Annotated in this window: 17 protein-coding genes; 6 read left to right on the top strand and 11 right to left on the bottom strand. The window is 35.0% G+C overall.

Going from position 1 to position 17616, the window contains the following annotated elements:
- The first annotated feature begins 52 nt into the window (after nucleotides 1–52).
- On the top strand, nucleotides 53–703 hold the full coding sequence (gene rpe / locus MKJ01_RS11430) for a ribulose-phosphate 3-epimerase (protein ID WP_241614086.1): 651 nt from the start codon (nucleotides 53–55) through the stop codon (nucleotides 701–703).
- Between the two features lie 293 nt (nucleotides 704–996).
- Here rpe and MKJ01_RS11435 read toward each other — a convergent pair whose 3' ends face one another.
- From MKJ01_RS11435 to MKJ01_RS11480, 10 genes are all read right to left on the bottom strand, one after another.
- Complete coding sequence (locus tag MKJ01_RS11435; RefSeq protein ID WP_241614085.1) at nucleotides 997–2088, bottom strand: DUF692 family multinuclear iron-containing protein; 1092 nt, start codon at nucleotides 2086–2088, stop codon at nucleotides 997–999.
- Nucleotides 2089–2091: 3 nt separating this feature from the next.
- Nucleotides 2092–2298 carry a hypothetical protein gene (locus MKJ01_RS11440; protein WP_241614084.1) on the bottom strand — a complete coding sequence of 69 codons (207 nt, stop codon included), beginning with the start codon at nucleotides 2296–2298 and terminating at the stop codon, nucleotides 2092–2094.
- A gap of 204 nt (nucleotides 2299–2502) precedes the next feature.
- Nucleotides 2503–2919: a nucleoside-diphosphate kinase gene (locus MKJ01_RS11445; RefSeq protein ID WP_241614083.1), complete on the bottom strand. Its 417-nt coding sequence runs from the start codon at nucleotides 2917–2919 to the stop codon at nucleotides 2503–2505.
- 428 nt (nucleotides 2920–3347) lie between these two features.
- Entirely contained in the window at nucleotides 3348–4274 is a 927-nt protein-coding gene (gene rsgA, locus MKJ01_RS11450) for a ribosome small subunit-dependent GTPase A (protein ID WP_241614082.1), read from the bottom strand.
- 91 nt (nucleotides 4275–4365) lie between these two features.
- A complete protein-coding gene (locus MKJ01_RS11455) occupies nucleotides 4366–5445 on the bottom strand; it encodes a chorismate mutase (RefSeq protein WP_241614081.1) in 1080 nt (359 codons plus the stop codon).
- A gap of 471 nt (nucleotides 5446–5916) precedes the next feature.
- Nucleotides 5917–6150 (bottom strand): hypothetical protein, encoded by a 234-nt coding sequence (locus MKJ01_RS11460; RefSeq protein WP_241614080.1) that lies wholly within the window; start codon nucleotides 6148–6150, stop codon nucleotides 5917–5919.
- A 386-nt stretch (nucleotides 6151–6536) separates the two neighbouring features.
- Nucleotides 6537–7622, bottom strand: a complete 1086-nt coding sequence (dnaX, locus tag MKJ01_RS11465) for a DNA polymerase III subunit gamma/tau (protein ID WP_241614079.1) — start codon at nucleotides 7620–7622, stop codon at nucleotides 6537–6539.
- Between the two features lie 94 nt (nucleotides 7623–7716).
- A complete protein-coding gene (locus MKJ01_RS11470; RefSeq protein WP_241614078.1) occupies nucleotides 7717–8346 on the bottom strand; it encodes a TetR/AcrR family transcriptional regulator in 630 nt (209 codons plus the stop codon).
- 6 nt (nucleotides 8347–8352) lie between these two features.
- Nucleotides 8353–9609 (bottom strand): aminotransferase class I/II-fold pyridoxal phosphate-dependent enzyme, encoded by a 1257-nt coding sequence (locus MKJ01_RS11475; protein ID WP_241614077.1) that lies wholly within the window; start codon nucleotides 9607–9609, stop codon nucleotides 8353–8355.
- A gap of 196 nt (nucleotides 9610–9805) precedes the next feature.
- The gene (locus MKJ01_RS11480; protein WP_241614076.1) at nucleotides 9806–10567 is read right to left on the bottom strand and encodes a response regulator transcription factor; all 762 of its coding nucleotides are present in this window, start codon (nucleotides 10565–10567) and stop codon (nucleotides 9806–9808) included.
- A 98-nt stretch (nucleotides 10568–10665) separates the two neighbouring features.
- On the opposite strand from MKJ01_RS11480, the gene MKJ01_RS11485 reads away from it, so the two are divergent.
- The 3 genes from MKJ01_RS11485 (at nucleotide 10666) to MKJ01_RS11495 (ending at nucleotide 12952) form a co-directional block, all read left to right on the top strand.
- Complete coding sequence (locus MKJ01_RS11485; protein WP_241614075.1) at nucleotides 10666–11313, top strand: DUF1349 domain-containing protein; 648 nt, start codon at nucleotides 10666–10668, stop codon at nucleotides 11311–11313.
- A gap of 499 nt (nucleotides 11314–11812) precedes the next feature.
- The gene (locus MKJ01_RS11490) at nucleotides 11813–12142 is read left to right on the top strand and encodes a hypothetical protein (protein ID WP_241614074.1); all 330 of its coding nucleotides are present in this window, start codon (nucleotides 11813–11815) and stop codon (nucleotides 12140–12142) included.
- Between the two features lie 393 nt (nucleotides 12143–12535).
- The gene (locus MKJ01_RS11495) at nucleotides 12536–12952 is read left to right on the top strand and encodes a hypothetical protein (RefSeq protein WP_241614073.1); all 417 of its coding nucleotides are present in this window, start codon (nucleotides 12536–12538) and stop codon (nucleotides 12950–12952) included.
- A 168-nt stretch (nucleotides 12953–13120) separates the two neighbouring features.
- On the opposite strand, the gene MKJ01_RS11500 is transcribed toward MKJ01_RS11495, so the two are convergent.
- Nucleotides 13121–13921, bottom strand: coding sequence for a Cof-type HAD-IIB family hydrolase (locus MKJ01_RS11500; protein WP_241614072.1), 801 nt, complete (start codon nucleotides 13919–13921; stop codon nucleotides 13121–13123).
- A gap of 311 nt (nucleotides 13922–14232) precedes the next feature.
- Between MKJ01_RS11500 and MKJ01_RS11505 the strand changes: the two genes are divergently transcribed.
- Together MKJ01_RS11505 and MKJ01_RS11510 are read left to right on the top strand one after the other, a co-directional pair.
- Nucleotides 14233–15675 (top strand): LuxR C-terminal-related transcriptional regulator, encoded by a 1443-nt coding sequence (locus MKJ01_RS11505; RefSeq protein ID WP_241614071.1) that lies wholly within the window; start codon nucleotides 14233–14235, stop codon nucleotides 15673–15675.
- 371 nt (nucleotides 15676–16046) lie between these two features.
- Complete coding sequence (locus MKJ01_RS11510) at nucleotides 16047–17414, top strand: T9SS type A sorting domain-containing protein (protein ID WP_241614070.1); 1368 nt, start codon at nucleotides 16047–16049, stop codon at nucleotides 17412–17414.
- Nucleotides 17415–17616: the final 202 nt, after the last annotated feature.

Consider the following 17616-nt stretch of genomic DNA (forward strand, 5'->3'; position numbering starts at 1 on the left):
TTTAAGTCTGGAGTCTGATATCTTTTATCTCAACATCTTATAAAAAATAAAAATGAAAACAAAGCTTATCGCTCCTTCCCTGTTAGCTGCAGATTTCGGGAACCTGCAAAGAGATATTGAAATGGTGAACAATTCACAGGCAGACTGGTTTCATATTGATATCATGGACGGCAGATTCGTTCCCAACATCTCCTATGGTTTTCCGGTGATGAAAACTGTTCAGCAGCATGCTAAAAAATTCGTAGACGTTCATTTAATGATTGTAGAACCTGAAAAATATATTGAGGAATTTATTGCTCATGGTGCAGATTTAATTTCTGTTCATTATGAAGCATGTACCCATCTTCACAGGACAATACATCATATTCAGAGTTTAGGCGCAAAAGCAGGAGTTGTATTAAACCCCTCCACTCCCGTGCTGATGCTGGAAGATATTATTGCTGATGTGGATCTTGTTTTATTAATGAGCGTAAATCCAGGGTTCGGAGGGCAAAAATTTATTGAGAATACGTATAAAAAAATTGCTGAAACAAAAGATTTGATCTTAAGCAACAACTCAACTGCCCTGATTGAAATTGATGGCGGAGTTAACCTGGACAATGCCGCTAAACTTTTTGATGCCGGTGCTGATGTCCTGGTGGCAGGAAATGCGGTTTTCTCTGCGGAAAGCCCTGAAAAAACCATAGAACTGATGAAGATTTAATCTTTATACAAATAGTAATAAAAATATAAAAAGGCAGCTTATGGGAGCTGCCTTACTCTTTTGAAAATCTGAGCCGTTAATGGTTATTAGTATTTAAGACTTTAATGCTTAAATTTTCTGTTCTAATGCTGATGTAAAGATGATAAAAAATATGATACCATGCATCCGTAGAAATACGTAATCTCATTTTCAGTATTTATACGCAATCATAGCAGATTTTTAGTCAGTCAAGACTTACAATTGATTCCAATAAAAACCTTTAGTGATTTAAATACAGACCTTTAGATCCGTTCTCAATAAGGATTCCATTTTTTAATAATGTTTTCAGCCGTTTTTATCATTTCCAGATCCCAGCTCGCCGTATTGAAATAAGTAAATGGATAATTTCGTATGGTTTCCTGATTTTCTTTTTCAAATAGCATTTTAGTAAGGAGGGCCTGCTCCTGATAAAGCAAAAGATCTTCCAGAGGTTCTTCCTGTAAAAATTCCGGCTTTACCCATTTTTCAATAACCGATTCAGCACTACTGTCATCCATTATTTTTCGTACCCTTCTAAAATCGTGTAAGAAATTTTGTATTTCTTTTTTTGTTTTAATGGAATTTCCAAGCCTTTCTATAATAATATAATTCAAATGATGACATTTTTCAAGAACGAAAGGAAGTATGGAAAACAGTTCTTTTGGTATACAGTCATCATGAGTATCGCGCCTGACCATGCTGATCTTCCCATACACACTTTCTTGCCAGCTTCCTCCTGACAGATGTACTTCTTTTACTTTATTTAAAGGATAAGAATTAATAATCTCTTTTATATCCATACGGAAATTATGAGCCTGGCAATAGATATTATGAAGGTCCAGAATCAGAAAACCATCGATGTCCCGGATAAGCTGATCTAAAAAATCACCCTGTTGCTTTATATCATCTGCCGAAAAAGAAAATGCAAGATTTTCTAAACCTACAGGAATCTCTAAAACATTCTGCAATCTGGACAACCGGTCTTTTCCGATTTGTAAAGTTTTTGAGCATAGAGGCACAGGCAAAGGAATTCCCTGATGAAAATTTTCAGTATTCATAAAGCCAAAATGTTCAGTAATATGGCTGTATTTACGTTTTTGAGTTTCTAATTTCAAACTATCAAGCCATTGCTGCTGACGGCTTGTCCATTTTGCATCAAATAAAGAATAATAGACTCCATGCCCGATCAGCCGGTTATTATCTGAATAAAAATCGATAAGATTTGAGAGCCAGTTTGGCTCTTCAGCATTGAAAAACGTATCAAATGACCATTCCAGTACTTCTATTTCGCTATTCTGCAATAATGGTAAAATGGCGGAAACAAAATCTGTTTCTGCCATCATTGATAATCCTAGGTAAGGTTTCATATGTTATCCCATTCCACACGCAGGGCAATATCCTGAATGATGTACAACAGTATCTTTTTGCACTACAGTTTTTGCAGTTGCCGGTTTTTTTGCAGGAACGGTACTGGTTTTTTTAGTAACTTTTTTTACTTTTTTAGTAATCGGCTTAGTAGTCTGGGCAGATAAGCTCACCGTTAGAAGACTGACCATTAATGCTGCTGGAATTTTCATCTAATTATTTTTGGAAATGGCATCAATAAGTATTCCAATTTCCGGCTGTTGATTTTAAAAACAGGAGCTAACAAATTTATTAAGCCCTCAGCTGATGAATAAGATCTTCCGGCCCTTTTCATAACTTTATTCCATGCCAACACCTTACTTCATAAAAAAATCCGGAGAAAACCATCTCCGGATCTGTATTTGAAACTATTTTTCTTAGAAAATTTCTCTTCCTGAAAAATGAAACTGTGCTTCGATGAGAGCATTTTCATCAGAATCAGAACCGTGAACGGCATTTTCCCCGATGCTTCTCGCAAACATTTTTCTGATGGTTCCCTCTGCAGCTTCAGCCGGATTAGTTGCTCCGATTAAAGTTCTGAAATCTTCAACAGCATTATCTTTTTCTAAAACAGCAGCAACAATCGGCCCAGAACTCATAAACTCTACTAATTCTCCGTAGAATGGCCTTTCAGCATGTACTTCATAGAATTTTTTTGCATCCGCTACAGTAAGCTGAGTCAATTTCATTGCTTTGATTTTGAATCCTCCTTCTGAGATCTTTCCCAATATCCCACCAATATGACCATCTGCAACAGCATCAGGCTTAATCATTGTGAATGTAATGTTAGACATAACTATATATTTTTTAATGACGCAAAAATACAAAAAATAAATTGGAAAGGTGTTAAAATAATTTTAACACAATATAACTTAGATTAACAAATGTTAACATTATTAATGGCACGCTAATTGCTATTATAAAAGCGATTCTCATGTTTAATTTGAGTTTTCATGGTTATTAGTTTTTACCCAGCTTCGGCTGGGTTTTTTATTGGCCGGAATTTTCCGTTCATCTTATCATAAATCTGATATAAGTTCACTGATTTACTAAATGAATTTACATGAATAAAAAATAAAGTATTAAAGCGATCTTTATATTGCTTTATAATTAATTCCTACTTTTCTGAAAATTGAGAATATTGCAGATTATGTTATATTTAAATAAAATTAAGTATTTTATATAGTAATAAGGTTATTGTAACTCTTGGGAAGAGAGGTAATTATTTTTGAGCGGATTCTTCAGCCTCTTCCATCAGTTTTATATAGTTGGCATAGCGTGAATGCTGAATCTCACCTGTCTCCAAGGCATCCAGGACAGCGCATTTAGGTTCATTGATATGCATGCAGTTATGAAACTTACACTCTTCCCGCTTGTTAAAAATTTCAGGAAAATAATGCTGTACTTCTTCTTTTTCAATATCAATCATGGCAAATTCACGGACGCCGGGCGTATCGATCACATTGCCGCCGAAATCCCAGAAATGCATCTGTGCAAAAGTGGTGGTATGCTTTCCTTTTAAATGGGTATCAGAAATTTCAGAAGTTTTAAGATTCAATCCGGGCTGTAATGCATTGACCAAGGTAGATTTTCCACACCCCGAATGCCCGAAAAATACGGACGTTTTATCTTTAACAATGTCCTGCAGCTTTTCGAGGTTTAATCTGGAATAGGAAGAAATCTCCAGAGAATCATATCCTATCTGCTCGTAAAGAAATTCTATATCTTTTACAATTTCAATTTCTTCCTCATGCAGCACATCGATTTTATTGAACAGAATAAGAGGCTTAATATTGTACGCTTCACAACACGCAAGAAAACGGTCTAAAAAGCCAAGTGAAGTTTCAGGATGCTTCAGAGTAAAGATAAAGCATGCCAGATCAATATTGGATGCAATGATGTGGGCCTCTTTGGAAAGGTTTACCGATTTTCTGATCAAGTAATTTCTTCGCGGTTCAATTTTTGTGATCCACGCAATATCATCCTGTTCGAGCTGGAATTCTACAAAGTCACCTACAGCAAGCGGATTGGTGAGTCTGGTTTTAATCAGTTTGAATTTTCCGCGGATTCTCGCTTCAAAAACTCTTTCAGATTCTGAATCTAAAATCTGATACCAGCTTCCTGTGGATTTAATGACTTTTCCTTTCATATATTAAGATCACACAAAGATAAGAAATTAGGGCTTAGAAAGGAAAGCAAAAATTTCTCCCTCAAGCCCTATATTTCATTTTGATAACATCTTATCTGTCAATCATGATATTATTCTGAACTTCAATGGATTCTTCGTGAATGGCTTTAAAAAGTTTTTCGATAAATTCTTTGGACATTCCGGTCTCTACTGCCTTCTGCTCGGCATATTCACGGATCACTTTCCAGCGTTCCGGCTGAAAGATGGCAATATCATTTTCTTTTTTAAGCTTTCCAATTTTTTCTGAAATTTTCATTCTTTGAGAAAGAAGTTCAATCAGCTGGAAATCTAAATCAGAAATCAATGTCCGGTGTCTTCCCATATCTTTTTCAAAACCAGCTACATCAGTATTTCTGACTTTCAGGTTACTTATAAGCGTTGCTAAAACTTCCGGTGTGATCTGCTGGGCTGCATCACTCCATGCTTCATCAGGATTGCTGTGCGTTTCAATCATCGCCCCCTGATACCCGACATTCAGTGCTTCCTGAGTGACATCTGCCAGTCCTGTCCTATTTCCACAGATATGCGAAGGGTCAATCAGCATAGGAATATCCGGAAACTGACTCTTAAAATCCAATGCAATCTGCCAGTTAGGATTGTTTCTGTATTTTGTTTTCTGGTAGGTAGAAAATCCTCTGTGAATTACGCCGAGCTTCTTAATATCCTGCCCCAGCAGTCTTTCCAAAGCCCCGTTCCACAGAGCAAGATCCGGATTAACGGGATTTTTTACAAAAACAGGTTTGTCTGTTCCCTTCAGAGCCATGGCAATCTCCTGAATTGTAAAAGGATTTACGGTAGAACGGGCTCCGATCCAAAGAATATCCACATCCGCTTCAAGCGCTGCAAATACATGATGGGCATTGGCTACTTCCGTTGCTGTTTTAAAACCGTATTCTTCTTTTACTTTTTTTAACCAGTTCAAACCAATTACACCTACTCCCTCAAATCCGTTAGGTTTAGTACGGGGTTTCCAGATTCCGGCACGAAATACCGGCACTTCAGCATGCGTTTCTTTTATTCTTCTCGCTGTCTCAAGCATTTGAGACTCACTTTCCGCACTGCATGGGCCTGCAATCATCAGCGGCTGTGAAAATTCATTGAACCAGTTGCTTTTTAATTCTTTTAAATCCATTATTTTTTTTGTTTCTCGGGTTTGTGTTATATCCATAGCAGCGGCATTATAAAGCTTCTTTATAATTCTTTTCAAAAAATGCCGTTAAAATTATTATTAAGGAATCAGGAATCGGAAAATAATATCCCTGTATATTTTTTGGAAAGAAATTCAGTTAGCAATACCAATAATATAATTGATAATAGTTTCTGAAATTTCTAAAATAATAAGCAAAGCTAAAATATCCGCTTAAAGAATGAGCGGATTGAAAAAAAGACAAATATGGTTTTAATAAATTTCCCATTGCCGATGTCTGTTTCAGCTTTATTATAGTGTTATAATTGTCAAAGAAATTAATCTTTGGAACAGTAAATTATCCGACAAATATATAAAATATTTTTAATAAAATAATTTTTTGAGATATTAAAATACTGATACAAATAGGATTCTAAGAAAGAATTATATTTTCTTTTAGTTTAATTCAACAGATAACTAGGTTAAGTCAAATTTCATTAAATCATCAAGATCTTTCAGAAGCGGATTTTTTTCTGCGAATTTTTCGAAAATTTTCCTTTTGGTCATCACTTCTATTTTAAGGTTTTCCATGTCTCTTTTATAAAGTATTTCAATAGAGAAATTATGGACCTTTGTTTTAAAATGATTAAAAAACTCCCTGCTTACCTTATCGAACTCCGCTTTGGCAGAATCAGATGGAAAAAGGATCATAATCTGATTCTCACCCGACTTTATCATTTTGAAGGTCTTAACCGCGTTAAAAACGATGGTGTTTTTTTTCTGAAGCTGTTTAAGAAATATACTCCATTCGGTCTGGAGATCGGTCTCAGTAAAGTGACTTTGCGGAAGGTTTTCAGCTTTGACATGTTGAATTTCCTCTTTTTGAGGCTCGTCCTCCTTACTTAAAAAGGCACTGATACTGAATCCTGATGTGATCCCCTGTTTCGAAATAGGTTTTGTTGTTGTTCTTTTTATTTCAGCTTCTGCAGGAGTATTAACGTTTGCAGAAGGCTTCTCCTGAATCGGTTCCGGCTTCTCTTCCAGAGGCTTTGCAACAACTTTTATTTCCCGCTTTTCATTAATTACCGGAGGTAATATTATGAACTTTTTTTTTTAGAGGTGTCTGACTGAGCAGACAGCGAGGCCAATTGCATCAATGCAATCTCAACGGTAAGCCTCGGATTTTTAGAATTTTTATAATTGATATCTGCATGGTTGCAGATTTCAATGGCATCGATTAACTGTTGGGCATTCCAATTCTGAGCCTGTTGTACAAATTTGGCTTTTGTCTGCTCCCCGACCTCAATCAAATCAATAGTTGAAGGATTTTGGGCCATCATCAGATCCCTGAAATGATTCCCTAATCCTGCAATGAAAATATGGGCATCAAAGCCTTTTTTAACGATTTCATTAAATGCAAAAAGCACATCCGGAATTTTATTTTCCTTTGCAAAATCAACAATTTTCAGATATTGATCGTAGTCCAGGATATTCAGGACCTCTGCTGCTTTTTCGAGTGTAATGTTTTTCTGAGAGAACGTTGAAAGCCTGTCGAAAATAGACAATGCATCCCTTAATGCACCATCTGCTTTCTGAGCGATTAAATACAGTGCATCGTCCTCATAGCGGATCTGCTCTTTCTGAGCGATCGTTCTGAGGTGTCCCTGAATGCTTTCAATGGTAATTCTTTTAAAGTCGTAGATCTGGCAACGTGACAAGATCGTAGGAATGATCTTATGCTTTTCAGTAGTTGCTAAGATAAAAATTGCATGGGCAGGCGGTTCTTCAAGCGTTTTAAGAAAGGCATTAAAAGCCGCGGAAGACAGCATGTGTACCTCGTCAATGATATACACTTTATAGGTTCCCACCTGAGGAGCAAAGCGTACCTGATCAATCAGTTCCCTGATGTCATCCACAGAGTTGTTGGATGCCGCATCCAGCTCATAGATATTATAGGCAAATCCGTCTTCTGAGACCGATCCGTCTTTTTCATTGATCTTTCTGGCCAGGATTCTGGCGCATGTGGTTTTCCCTACCCCTCTGGGGCCGCAAAATAATAAGGCCTGAGCCAGCTGATTTTCCCCGATTGCATGTTCTAAAGTATCTGTAATATGCGATTGCCCGACAACAGTGTCAAACTCCTGTGGGCGATATTTTCTTGCAGATACGATGAAATTTTCCATTGGCCAAAAGTAAGAAATATAGTTCTAATCTGAAAATGAAAAGTTTTCAAATTATCCACAAACTTGTCATTGGTCAATGGGAAAATTTTTCGCTTTATTTTTCTTCATAAGCGAAATCAATAATTTCTTCAATCGCTTTCTGAATTTCTTTTCTTCCTTCGTCAGTTTTCAGATCAATCCCGCAAAACTTGCTCGCATTATGTCCGGTATAAAGATTCAGATAATATGAACCTGAAACAAGAAGCGCTGCTATAGCACGATATCTTGTAGATTTGTCTTTCAGATAAGGATCGATTATATTTGAAAAAAGGGTCTCTCCGATCGCTTCTCTCTCATCAGCAACTTTTTTTAGAATAGGCTTGCTCTCTGACAGTCCCCAAAGGATAATTTTCTGAAGCTCCTTATTTCTTTTTACATACTCAAACTGATTTAAGATGGCCATCTTTGACAATGCCTTACCTCCGTCTGAAATATCAACCTCAATATTACCATCGTTCATTTTACTCCAGTAATCCTGAGTTTTGATATATTCATCGATCAGTTTTTCGGTACTTCCGAAATATTCATAAATAAGTTTCTTGTCAAAGCCTGCCACAGCTGCTATTTTACTAACTTTCAAACCGGGATATCCTCTGGTTTTTAGAATTTTCCCTACCGCTGCAAGCAATTTCTGTTTTGTTTTTTCTTTATCCCTTATCGGTCCCTGTACAACTTTTCTAGGCATTATTTATTATTTTTTCGCAATATGCAACTTTTTATTGATATCTTCAAATGCATTGAGTGTTTTATCAAGATGTGCCCTTTCATGAATTGCCGTAACACTCATTCTGATACGTGCATTTTTTCTGGCTACTGCGGGGTAGATAATAGGATTTGCATAGATACCATACGCAAGCAACATTTTCCCTACATCACCTGTTATGTGAGGGTCTCCTATCTTTACAGGCACTACAGCGGAACAGCTTGTTCCTGTATCTAATCCCAGCTCGTCCAGTCCTTTTTTAAAATAGTTGATATTTTCCCAAAGTTTTGTACGCCATTGCGGTTCTTCGTCGATTAGGTCAATAGCCTTGATAATACCTGTTGCAGAACCTGGAGGAGTAGTCGCGGAAAAAATCTGCTGCCGTGACTGGAATCTTATAAATTCAGCCAGTTTTTCATTGGTAATCACATAGCCTCCAAGGTTACCGAATGTCTTGCTGAATGTACCTGTAATAATATCAATTTTATCAAGCAATCGCGGATCTTCAAGGGTTCCTCTACCATTCTGTCCTAAAATTCCTACGCCATGCACATCGTCTACCATTAAATAGGCATTATATTTTTTGACAAGCCTGTATATCTCTTCCACAGGCGAAACATCTCCATCCTGAGAATACACACCGTCAATAACCACCAGTTTTGTCCGGTACTGATTTTCAGAAGTTTTCAGAATATGTTCCAATGCATCGAGATTATTGTGAGGAAATGTTTTCCTGTTGGTTAGAATGCATCCCTCATGCACACTTGCATGAACAGACATATCCAAAATAGCAAGATCTTCTTTCTGCAGTAAAATCTGTAATGTAGCACTATTGGCCGTATATCCTGTTGTAAATATCACTGTTTCTTCTTTTTTTCTGCCAAAAAAAGATGCTATTTTGTTTTCAAGATCATTATGATAGGAATAGTATCCGCCGATCAGTGGTGTTGCTGCGGTACCTGTTCCGAACTTCTCTATCCCTTCCATTGCTGCCTGCTTTACTTTAGGGTGTTGGGTAAATCCAAGATAATCACTTGTGACAAAACTTACGAATTCCCTGGTTGCGTTTTCTGTATTGACATTCATTATCGAACTGCAGCCTGTATTATTTTGTAACCTGTACCGATGACCGTTTGATTTCATATATTCCAGAAAGTCATAATAAATATCTGCGCGCTTCATCATATCAAAGCCCGGAATATTCTCAAAATCTTTAAATGTTGCTGTTGAGAAATTAATTTTCATCCTTGATTTGTTAGTTGTTAGTTATAACAAATATAGATTTAATTTTAAGACAAAACAGGATAATACCGTATTTTTCATATGATCTTTATGTAAAAAATCTTAAATAAGTTTCATATTCGCAACATAAAAAGCATAAATTAACTAATAATTTAAAATTTCTATATCATAAAGTGTTGATTTATCAAGTATTATGAAATTAATCATGTCTTGAAATAAACTTTCCATTCAAGGCTTCAACAGAATTTTTAACATTCAGCTTCTGGAGAATATTTTGACGGTGCCTGTTGATGGTATTAATACTTATGGAAAGCAGTTCTGCAATTTCCTTGCTGGTAAAGCCTTTTCCTACATAGTGTAGAACTTCCAATTCTCTTTGTGAGAGGACATGTTTATACTCAAATTTATCTTCTGCTACAACTTCACCTTTTACAGTATTGATAATCAGAAATTCAGATATCAATCCTTTAGAATGGCCCGCAGCTCTATCATACAGGCAGAGTGCAAATCTCAGTTTAAAAGCATATGGAGAATAGAAATAAAACATGCGGTGGCGAATCCATTCATAGACATCGTTTTTGCCCAACAACCTCATTTTTGAAACCACACAGAAATCTGAACGTTTTTCGTTGCCTGTATCTTCCAATAACTTAAAAAACCTCATTTCATGTATGTATTTTTTCATTCTGTCATCCGGGTGAATTCTTTTCAGGATTTCTTCTTCCCATATAGAATCGATTACAGTAGGATTTTCCGGAAAGCTCAATCCCAGTTCACTCGCTGTCCTTGACGAAAAAACATAACTTTTATTCAGGCGCATATCACTTAAAACCGCTATCAAATTTTCTGTCTGTGCATATACCGAAGCAATATTTTTATAGATTTCAGGATCCATAAGACAGGCTTTATCAGCTTCTTTACTTTTCAGGAGGATTTTATTCAGTGTTTCTAGAATGTTCATAAAATGGTTATTTATCAGTATTGGACAAAGCTTCTATTTAGTTATACATTTGCTAAAATAACAATAATTACACACCGTGTATTTACAAGGGAAGAATAATGAAAAGAATATTTTTAAGTTTTTGCACACTTTGCATCATCACTAAAAGCATGGCACAGACATTGGAAAAAATGACATGGTTCAATGAACCGGAAAAATGGGAGATTAAAAACAACAGTCTAACTATGTCTGTAACCCCACAGAGTGATTACTGGAGAATTTCGCATTACGGATTTACAGTAGATGATGCCCCTTTCCTATACACGACCTATGGCGGAGAATTTGAAGCGAAAGTAAAAATTACCGGAAATTATAAAGCAAGATTCGATCAGATGGGCCTGATGCTGAGAATAGATAAGGAAAATTATATAAAAGCAGGAGTTGAATTTGTAGACGGTAAATATAATTTAAGCACAGTCGTGACACATACAACCAGTGACTGGAGCGTAATCACTCTTGATAAAACACCTTCTGCAGTATGGATAAAAGCTGTAAGAAGGCTTGATGCGGTCGAAATATTTTATTCTTTTGATGATAAAAACTACATTTTGATGCGTAATGCTTATCTTCAAGATAACTCTCCTGTTATGGTTGGTCTTATGGCTGCCTGCCCGGACGGAAACGGATTCCAGGCAATATTTGAACATTTCAAAGTAAAACACCTCCCTGACCAACGCCGGTTAAAATGGCTTGAAAATAATAAATAACCTAATAAGACTACTCACAGATCATGATTTTTGCCTCACGGAAAGTGAGGCTTTTTTTTGGCTAAATTATGACACCAAAATTTATTATAAATAAATTCATAATGTATAGCTAAACAATTATATATATTTAATAAATATAATTATATCCAGCAAGATTAATCTGAAATAGTGGATACCACAAAAATATCGTAAATATAATTTAAGGTATTGAAATAATATTACATTTTTATATCACTTTAATACATATATTTTATTATTTTTAAAATTATTTATTTTTTGGTTAGATATTTGAATGACTTAATTTAATGTAAAAAAGAATACGCCTCGGACGCTTACACAATCATCTAAATAGATATATCATGTTAACACACTTTATTTCTCCACAAGACTGTATTATTAAGATAGTGCAAAAGTCTTTCTCTATACCCGTCAATTGATCTGTAATAACTACAATGAAGTGTCTTGAACAATTTCTAAATTTTATAAACTTTTACCGATCATGATTTTTGAAGATGAACATTCTGTTTTACAGGATAGCCACAACCTTTCGTTTGTTAAAAACGTTATTAACTTTCACGGAGACAAATCTTTTATCCTTAATTCTTTACAAAAAATAAAGAACAATACACTATGTAAGATAAAAAGAAAAACAATTAATAAACTTATTAAAGATTATACCCGGCATCTGAATTATATTGAAAATGAAGATGTCAATTCAAAGCCTGTCAATTATGATCTTTCACCCATATATGCCAGACAGTCGTACAACAAAGTTGTAAAGGAAAATGAATACCTCCAGAAGGTTATGACTTTTTTAATGAATCAATAGCTTTTCTTTATTCCGGAGTGTTGCTCCGGAATATTTGTTTGTTGATATGATCGATTGATTGCCTTTATCATTTAAAACCAATTAAAATCTTATTTTAGACTATCCTTATTTTCATTTATTAGTAATAAGGACATTTAAATCACTAAAAATTGACTATCGATTTTAAAAGTTAAATTCACCAGTACCACACGAATACCACATATTTAATTTATTATATTTAACCTAACACTAAAATACCATAATTAAATACTGAATGTCAGCGATTTAACTGTATTTCTCATTAATTATAAACAAATATTAAAATATTATTCATTCCATAAGGCATAGTATTTGTAATTAAACCAATACTATATATTCACCTATATACAGTAGTAACTTAACACACAAAATATTATGAACGTTGCAGATCTAAAAATCAAAAATTTAGTAGAATACAAAAATCAGATCTATAATATCACTGAAATTTTTCAGGATAATGAGAGAGACTATTTTGTGAAAATTGAAAATGACATTCACAGTTTTTCCGTTCCGGCAGAAAGTATAAAGCCGATCCAGATTACTGAAGAATGGCTGGAAAAGTTCGGTTTTTTAAGAACTTATAGCTCAGAGCAGCGAATAAGATATGAAAGACCTGAATCTTTTATCAAGTATGATATTGATCTGAGTTCAAGAAAAATTGTTGACGGATTAAAGATTTATGGAAATTCTATCAGATGTAAATACATTCATGAATTCCAGAATATTTTTTCTTGTCTTTTCGGAAAAGAACCGGCAATAATGAGCTACGGATTAGTTGGCACCGAATTTTAATATAACATATTTTCAATTAAAATCCACAACTTAATACGTTGTGGATTTTGTTTTTAGTTTATATTTTTTTGATTATATTAAGGTGTATCAAGAATGACAATAAATAAACTGATCCAAAACCCTTCATTTCAAATATTTGAAGAGCTTTATCTCTAAACTACTCTATTATCAACTTAGATCAAGGTAATCCTTAATGATTTTGAGAACGCCAAAATTGTCATTGGTGCATGCTTCAAAAGAAGCCGCTTCTTTCACAGACGGATGAGCATTTTTCATTGCATAAGAATACCTGGAATTTTTCAACATTTCAATATCATTCATATAATCTCCAAAAGCCATCGTTTGCTGAGGGGAAATATCCAGCGCCTCCTGGAGCTTTTCCAGCGCATTGCCTTTATTGATATTTTTATTCATAATATCCAGCCAATACTTTCCGGAAACTACGATCTCAAGGTTATATTTTTCAAATTCTTTTAAAACCGGATAAACGTTTAATTCGGAGCCTTCAGGATGATACACTGCTATTTTAAAAATACTGTCATCAATTTCTTCGGTTAAATCCCCTCTTCTTTCGTTACGGGTATAAAACTGGGATATATAATGGAGAAAATCTTCATTATCACTATCGACATAGGCTGTTTTTTTTCCTGACAGGACCGCCGTAGCACCGGAGATATTCCGTATAGCGGTGATAATTTCAGTAATATAAGTAGGATCAAGCCTGTCCGCAAACAGTTCTTTATTTTTATAGATTACATATCCTCCGTTTTCCGCAATAAATGCCATCTCATTCTCAATCTCTCCGAAATATTTGGTAATTCCCATCATCTGCCTACCGCTGGCGGGAACAAAAAGAATGTTTCTTTTTTTTAGTTCTTCATATACAATCGGAAAATCCGGGCTCATCTGATGTTCAGAGTTCAGAAAAGTTCCGTCCATATCCGTTACAATCATCCTTATATCATCCATAAAAATACTTTTCGGTGTTTTTTCAAAACAAAGATATTACATTAAATTTTAATCGAATTTAAAACTCATTTTAACACTGCAAAACACCTGTCTGTAGTATAGAATTTGCGAGATTAAAATCCACAACATTTTTTACAATATAAATTCTAATTGTTGCCACGATGTATACTCCAGGTTTTATTAATTGTTGTACTTAATAATACTGTTTATTGTTTATAGAATAACAAATATTTTAAATGATTATCGTCTATGTTATTACAAATATCGTTTTAAATAATAAAATTTTTAAATTTACGGCGTAATGAACACTAATGATGAACAAGGCCCAACTGATAATTTTATTCGTTTTATTTTTCTGTGCAAGCACAAATGCTCAATCTTCGAAAGAAATAGCAGGATTTAAAAATAAAGTCGCGGAAAATTCTAAATTGTTCGAAGCCAATATCAATAAATCGTATCATGATCTGGACGGACTTATTAAAGAGTCCAGAAAACTTAAAGATTCGCTTTCCGAAATGAAGCTGCTGGAAAAAAAATGCAGATATTTCTATAATAAAAACCAGATCGACAGTCTGTTCACAGCATCCGAACAGCTGCAAAAAGTTTCCGAAAATTATGGAAATACATACAATTCAACGATGGCCGATATTTATCTGGCACACACATATTCCGTAAATAAACTTTATGACAAAGCTATTATTCACCTGAATCATGCTTACGATGCCTTACAGAACAACAGACCTGCGACTAAAGATATATTTTATGCAAAAGCAAATATCCTGAGCAGTTTTGCCAATGTTTATATGGATAAAAAAGAGCCGCGAAATGCAGTCCGGAAACTGCGTGAACAGATCAGAAACAGTGACGAACTGAAAGACCATAGAGAGCTTGCCAGATTTAAGTATCTCAATTATTCAAATATTGCAAATGTCTATTTGCAGTATAATATAGATTCCGCTTATTATTTTGCCCGGAAAGCAATTGAGATCAAACCGAAGGAAATTCAGGAAGACGGATCGATGAGCGATAATTATATTGTGATCGGCAAATACTATCAATATCTTAAAGATGATGAAAATGCAGTAAAAAATTTCCACAGAGCTTTAAAAATCGGAAACCATATAGGTGTTGAACTGAATATTAACGACATATATAAGTCCTTAAAAGAAATTTATCTAAGGAAGAACAATAAAGACAGCGCTGATTTTTATGAAAACAAAATCAAGCAGTATAATCTTCAGGTACTTCAGAGCAAATACAATTCTCTACAGAAGGTAATTAGCAAAGACGAAGAAGAAAAGAGCCGGTCTTCAAATAGGTTATTTTTGTTTTTGGGTATTTCATTGGTAATTGTTTCGGGAATTTCCACTTTCCTATTTTTAAAATTCAGGAAGAAAAAGAACATCAAAATAGAAGAAACAATGCAAATGAAAACCGAACCTCACGCCAACACCAACCTGCATGAAGCGTATAAAAATCTCATCAGCCTTCTCGAAAATAATGACTCTGGATTTATGTTTGCCTTCGAAAGCCTGTTTCCCGGATTTTCTGAAAAGCTGCTTAAAATAAAACCCGATCTTCAACAGTCTGAAATTGAATTCTGTGCACTTCTGAAATTAAAACTGACGACCAAAGAGATTGCAAAATATACCTTCATTGAAACCCGGACGGTCCAGAATAAAAAGTACAGGATCCGTAAAAAATTTGAGATTCATCAGCAGACAGACATCTATCATTGGATAGACAGTATCTGAATTTACTTAATTTTTTTCCATTTTATCTCTTATTATCTGCTTTATCTGATTATCAATATTTACCTTTTAAAAGCAAATAAATATAAATTTATTAAAAGAGAATATGCACTATTAGATGAACAACAACCCTGTCTTTATTTTAAAAACGGGAATATCAGATTTCTTAAATTTTAAAAAATCCATGATTTTAAACCACAAATCACTAATAAAGTATCAAATGAGTAGGTGTTTTCTTCATAAATCATAGGCCTAACTAATGTTTTTCATATCCAATCAATAAATTTGCAGACAGTTCTTCATCTGAAGAATTACACCAGATCTACAATTCATTAAAAGCTAGAAATCTTCACATTTTTTAAACATTCTTTATTATGCGAAAAAATTATTTTTTAAAGTTCAGAAAAGCTCTGATGATTAGTGCTGTGAGCCTTAGTGTTACAACATTTGCGCAACAATGGAATAATGTAGGTACATCTGCAGTAGTTTCTACAGGATTCAGCAGCTATAATAATCTGGCCATCGATGCCTCGGGAAATTATTATATTTCTTATTATGATGTTTCTGCAGGCAAGGGATCTGTACAAAAGTTCGATGGGACTTCATGGTCTTATGTAGGAGGCTCTGCAGGCATTACAACAGGTCTTGCCACTTATAGCTCTCTTGCTCTCGATATGCAAGGAAATATCTATTACAGCAACCAGGCGGCTTATCCAGATACAGGCATGGAAATGAGAAAATTCAGTTCCGGTTCATGGGCCGTACTTCCGCAGCCTACAACTTCCACTGTAAATTTCCAGGCAACAGCAGTATCGCCATCCACCAATACGCTTTTTGCCTATAGTTCAGATGACTCCGGAACTGTAAGAAGGTATAATAACGGAATTTGGGAACAGGTGGGCGATGCCGGATTTGCCGGAGGTTCCACCTATGCAGAAATGGCAATAGGATCAGATAACAATATTTATACGGTACAATTTGCCGGCGGAGTTGTCCTGGTGTATAAGATCAGTGCTAATGCCACATCTTCAGATACCTGGACACTGGTAGGCGGAAGCCCTGTAGGAAGTGCTTACGCTATGGACAATTCTTATTGCGACATTGCTCTTGACGGCAATAATGTTCCTTATGTCGTGTATGTATCAAATGCAGGAGATGGAAGAAAACTGAATGTGAAAAAATTTGACGAAAATTCCTGGGTACAAATCGGGACGGCAAATTTTACCGATACCGTGGTTAATAATGCCGCTATCACAGTATCACCAGACGGAACCCCATATGTTATTGCAGGAATTTGGGACTATTCCAATCCAAATCATGGAAAAAACAGTGTTTACACCACTAACGGAGGAAACTGGGAAAAAGTAGGAAGCCCTTTCTTGTCTTCTGCCACAGCAACATACAATGATATTGCATTTGATACCGCAAACAATAACCTGGTTGTGACTTATTCCGAAGGCGGAATGAGGGTAAAAAGATTTGCACTGAACAATCTCTCTGTAAACGATGTTAAAAATAAAGATACATTTGGAGTTTATCCGAATCCTACAAACGGGATCGTTTATTTCAAGGATGAGAAAACAATCAAATCTCTGGAAGTAGTCAATGTAGTTGGACAAAAAATGAGTACGGGGACATTTGGTAATCAAATTGATATTTCCGATGCTCCGAAAGGCATTTATTTCATTAAAGCAACTCATGAAGACGGTAAAACTTCAGTGAAAAAGCTGATAAAAAAGTAATTAACTAACCATTTATAATAAATACCTTATACCTGGGAGTTCCAATAAAACTCTCAGGTTTTCTTGCTTAAAAAGTATATCCCTATCCTATCACTTTAAAATGCTGAAGAAAATTCATCCTGCCTGCTTAAGTTTTTCTAAAATGGCCAGCTTTTAATCTAATGAGATAATGATGATAAATACTGATTTAGTAGTACATTAT

Origin of the sequence: Chryseobacterium sp. SSA4.19 (genome assembly GCF_022601875.1) — a bacterium.
In the GTDB taxonomy this organism is placed as follows: domain Bacteria; phylum Bacteroidota; class Bacteroidia; order Flavobacteriales; family Weeksellaceae; genus Chryseobacterium.

Coding starts and splice junctions, on each gene's coding strand:
- rpe (WP_241614086.1), top strand. CDS start 53: ATGAAAACAAAGCTTATCGCTCCTTCCCTGTTAGCTGCAGATTTCGGG.
- MKJ01_RS11435 (WP_241614085.1), bottom strand. CDS start 2,088: ATGAAACCTTACCTAGGATTATCAATGATGGCAGAAACAGATTTTGTT.
- MKJ01_RS11440 (WP_241614084.1), bottom strand. CDS start 2,298: ATGAAAATTCCAGCAGCATTAATGGTCAGTCTTCTAACGGTGAGCTTA.
- MKJ01_RS11445 (WP_241614083.1), bottom strand. CDS start 2,919: ATGTCTAACATTACATTCACAATGATTAAGCCTGATGCTGTTGCAGAT.
- rsgA (WP_241614082.1), bottom strand. CDS start 4,274: ATGAAAGGAAAAGTCATTAAATCCACAGGAAGCTGGTATCAGATTTTA.
- MKJ01_RS11455 (WP_241614081.1), bottom strand. CDS start 5,445: ATGGATTTAAAAGAATTAAAAAGCAACTGGTTCAATGAATTTTCACAG.
- MKJ01_RS11460 (WP_241614080.1), bottom strand. CDS start 6,150: ATGATCCTTTTTCCATCTGATTCTGCCAAAGCGGAGTTCGATAAGGTA.
- dnaX (WP_241614079.1), bottom strand. CDS start 7,622: ATGGAAAATTTCATCGTATCTGCAAGAAAATATCGCCCACAGGAGTTT.
- MKJ01_RS11470 (WP_241614078.1), bottom strand. CDS start 8,346: ATGCCTAGAAAAGTTGTACAGGGACCGATAAGGGATAAAGAAAAAACA.
- MKJ01_RS11475 (WP_241614077.1), bottom strand. CDS start 9,609: ATGAAAATTAATTTCTCAACAGCAACATTTAAAGATTTTGAGAATATT.
- MKJ01_RS11480 (WP_241614076.1), bottom strand. CDS start 10,567: ATGAACATTCTAGAAACACTGAATAAAATCCTCCTGAAAAGTAAAGAA.
- MKJ01_RS11485 (WP_241614075.1), top strand. CDS start 10,666: ATGAAAAGAATATTTTTAAGTTTTTGCACACTTTGCATCATCACTAAA.
- MKJ01_RS11490 (WP_241614074.1), top strand. CDS start 11,813: ATGATTTTTGAAGATGAACATTCTGTTTTACAGGATAGCCACAACCTT.
- MKJ01_RS11495 (WP_241614073.1), top strand. CDS start 12,536: ATGAACGTTGCAGATCTAAAAATCAAAAATTTAGTAGAATACAAAAAT.
- MKJ01_RS11500 (WP_241614072.1), bottom strand. CDS start 13,921: ATGGATGATATAAGGATGATTGTAACGGATATGGACGGAACTTTTCTG.
- MKJ01_RS11505 (WP_241614071.1), top strand. CDS start 14,233: ATGATGAACAAGGCCCAACTGATAATTTTATTCGTTTTATTTTTCTGT.
- MKJ01_RS11510 (WP_241614070.1), top strand. CDS start 16,047: ATGCGAAAAAATTATTTTTTAAAGTTCAGAAAAGCTCTGATGATTAGT.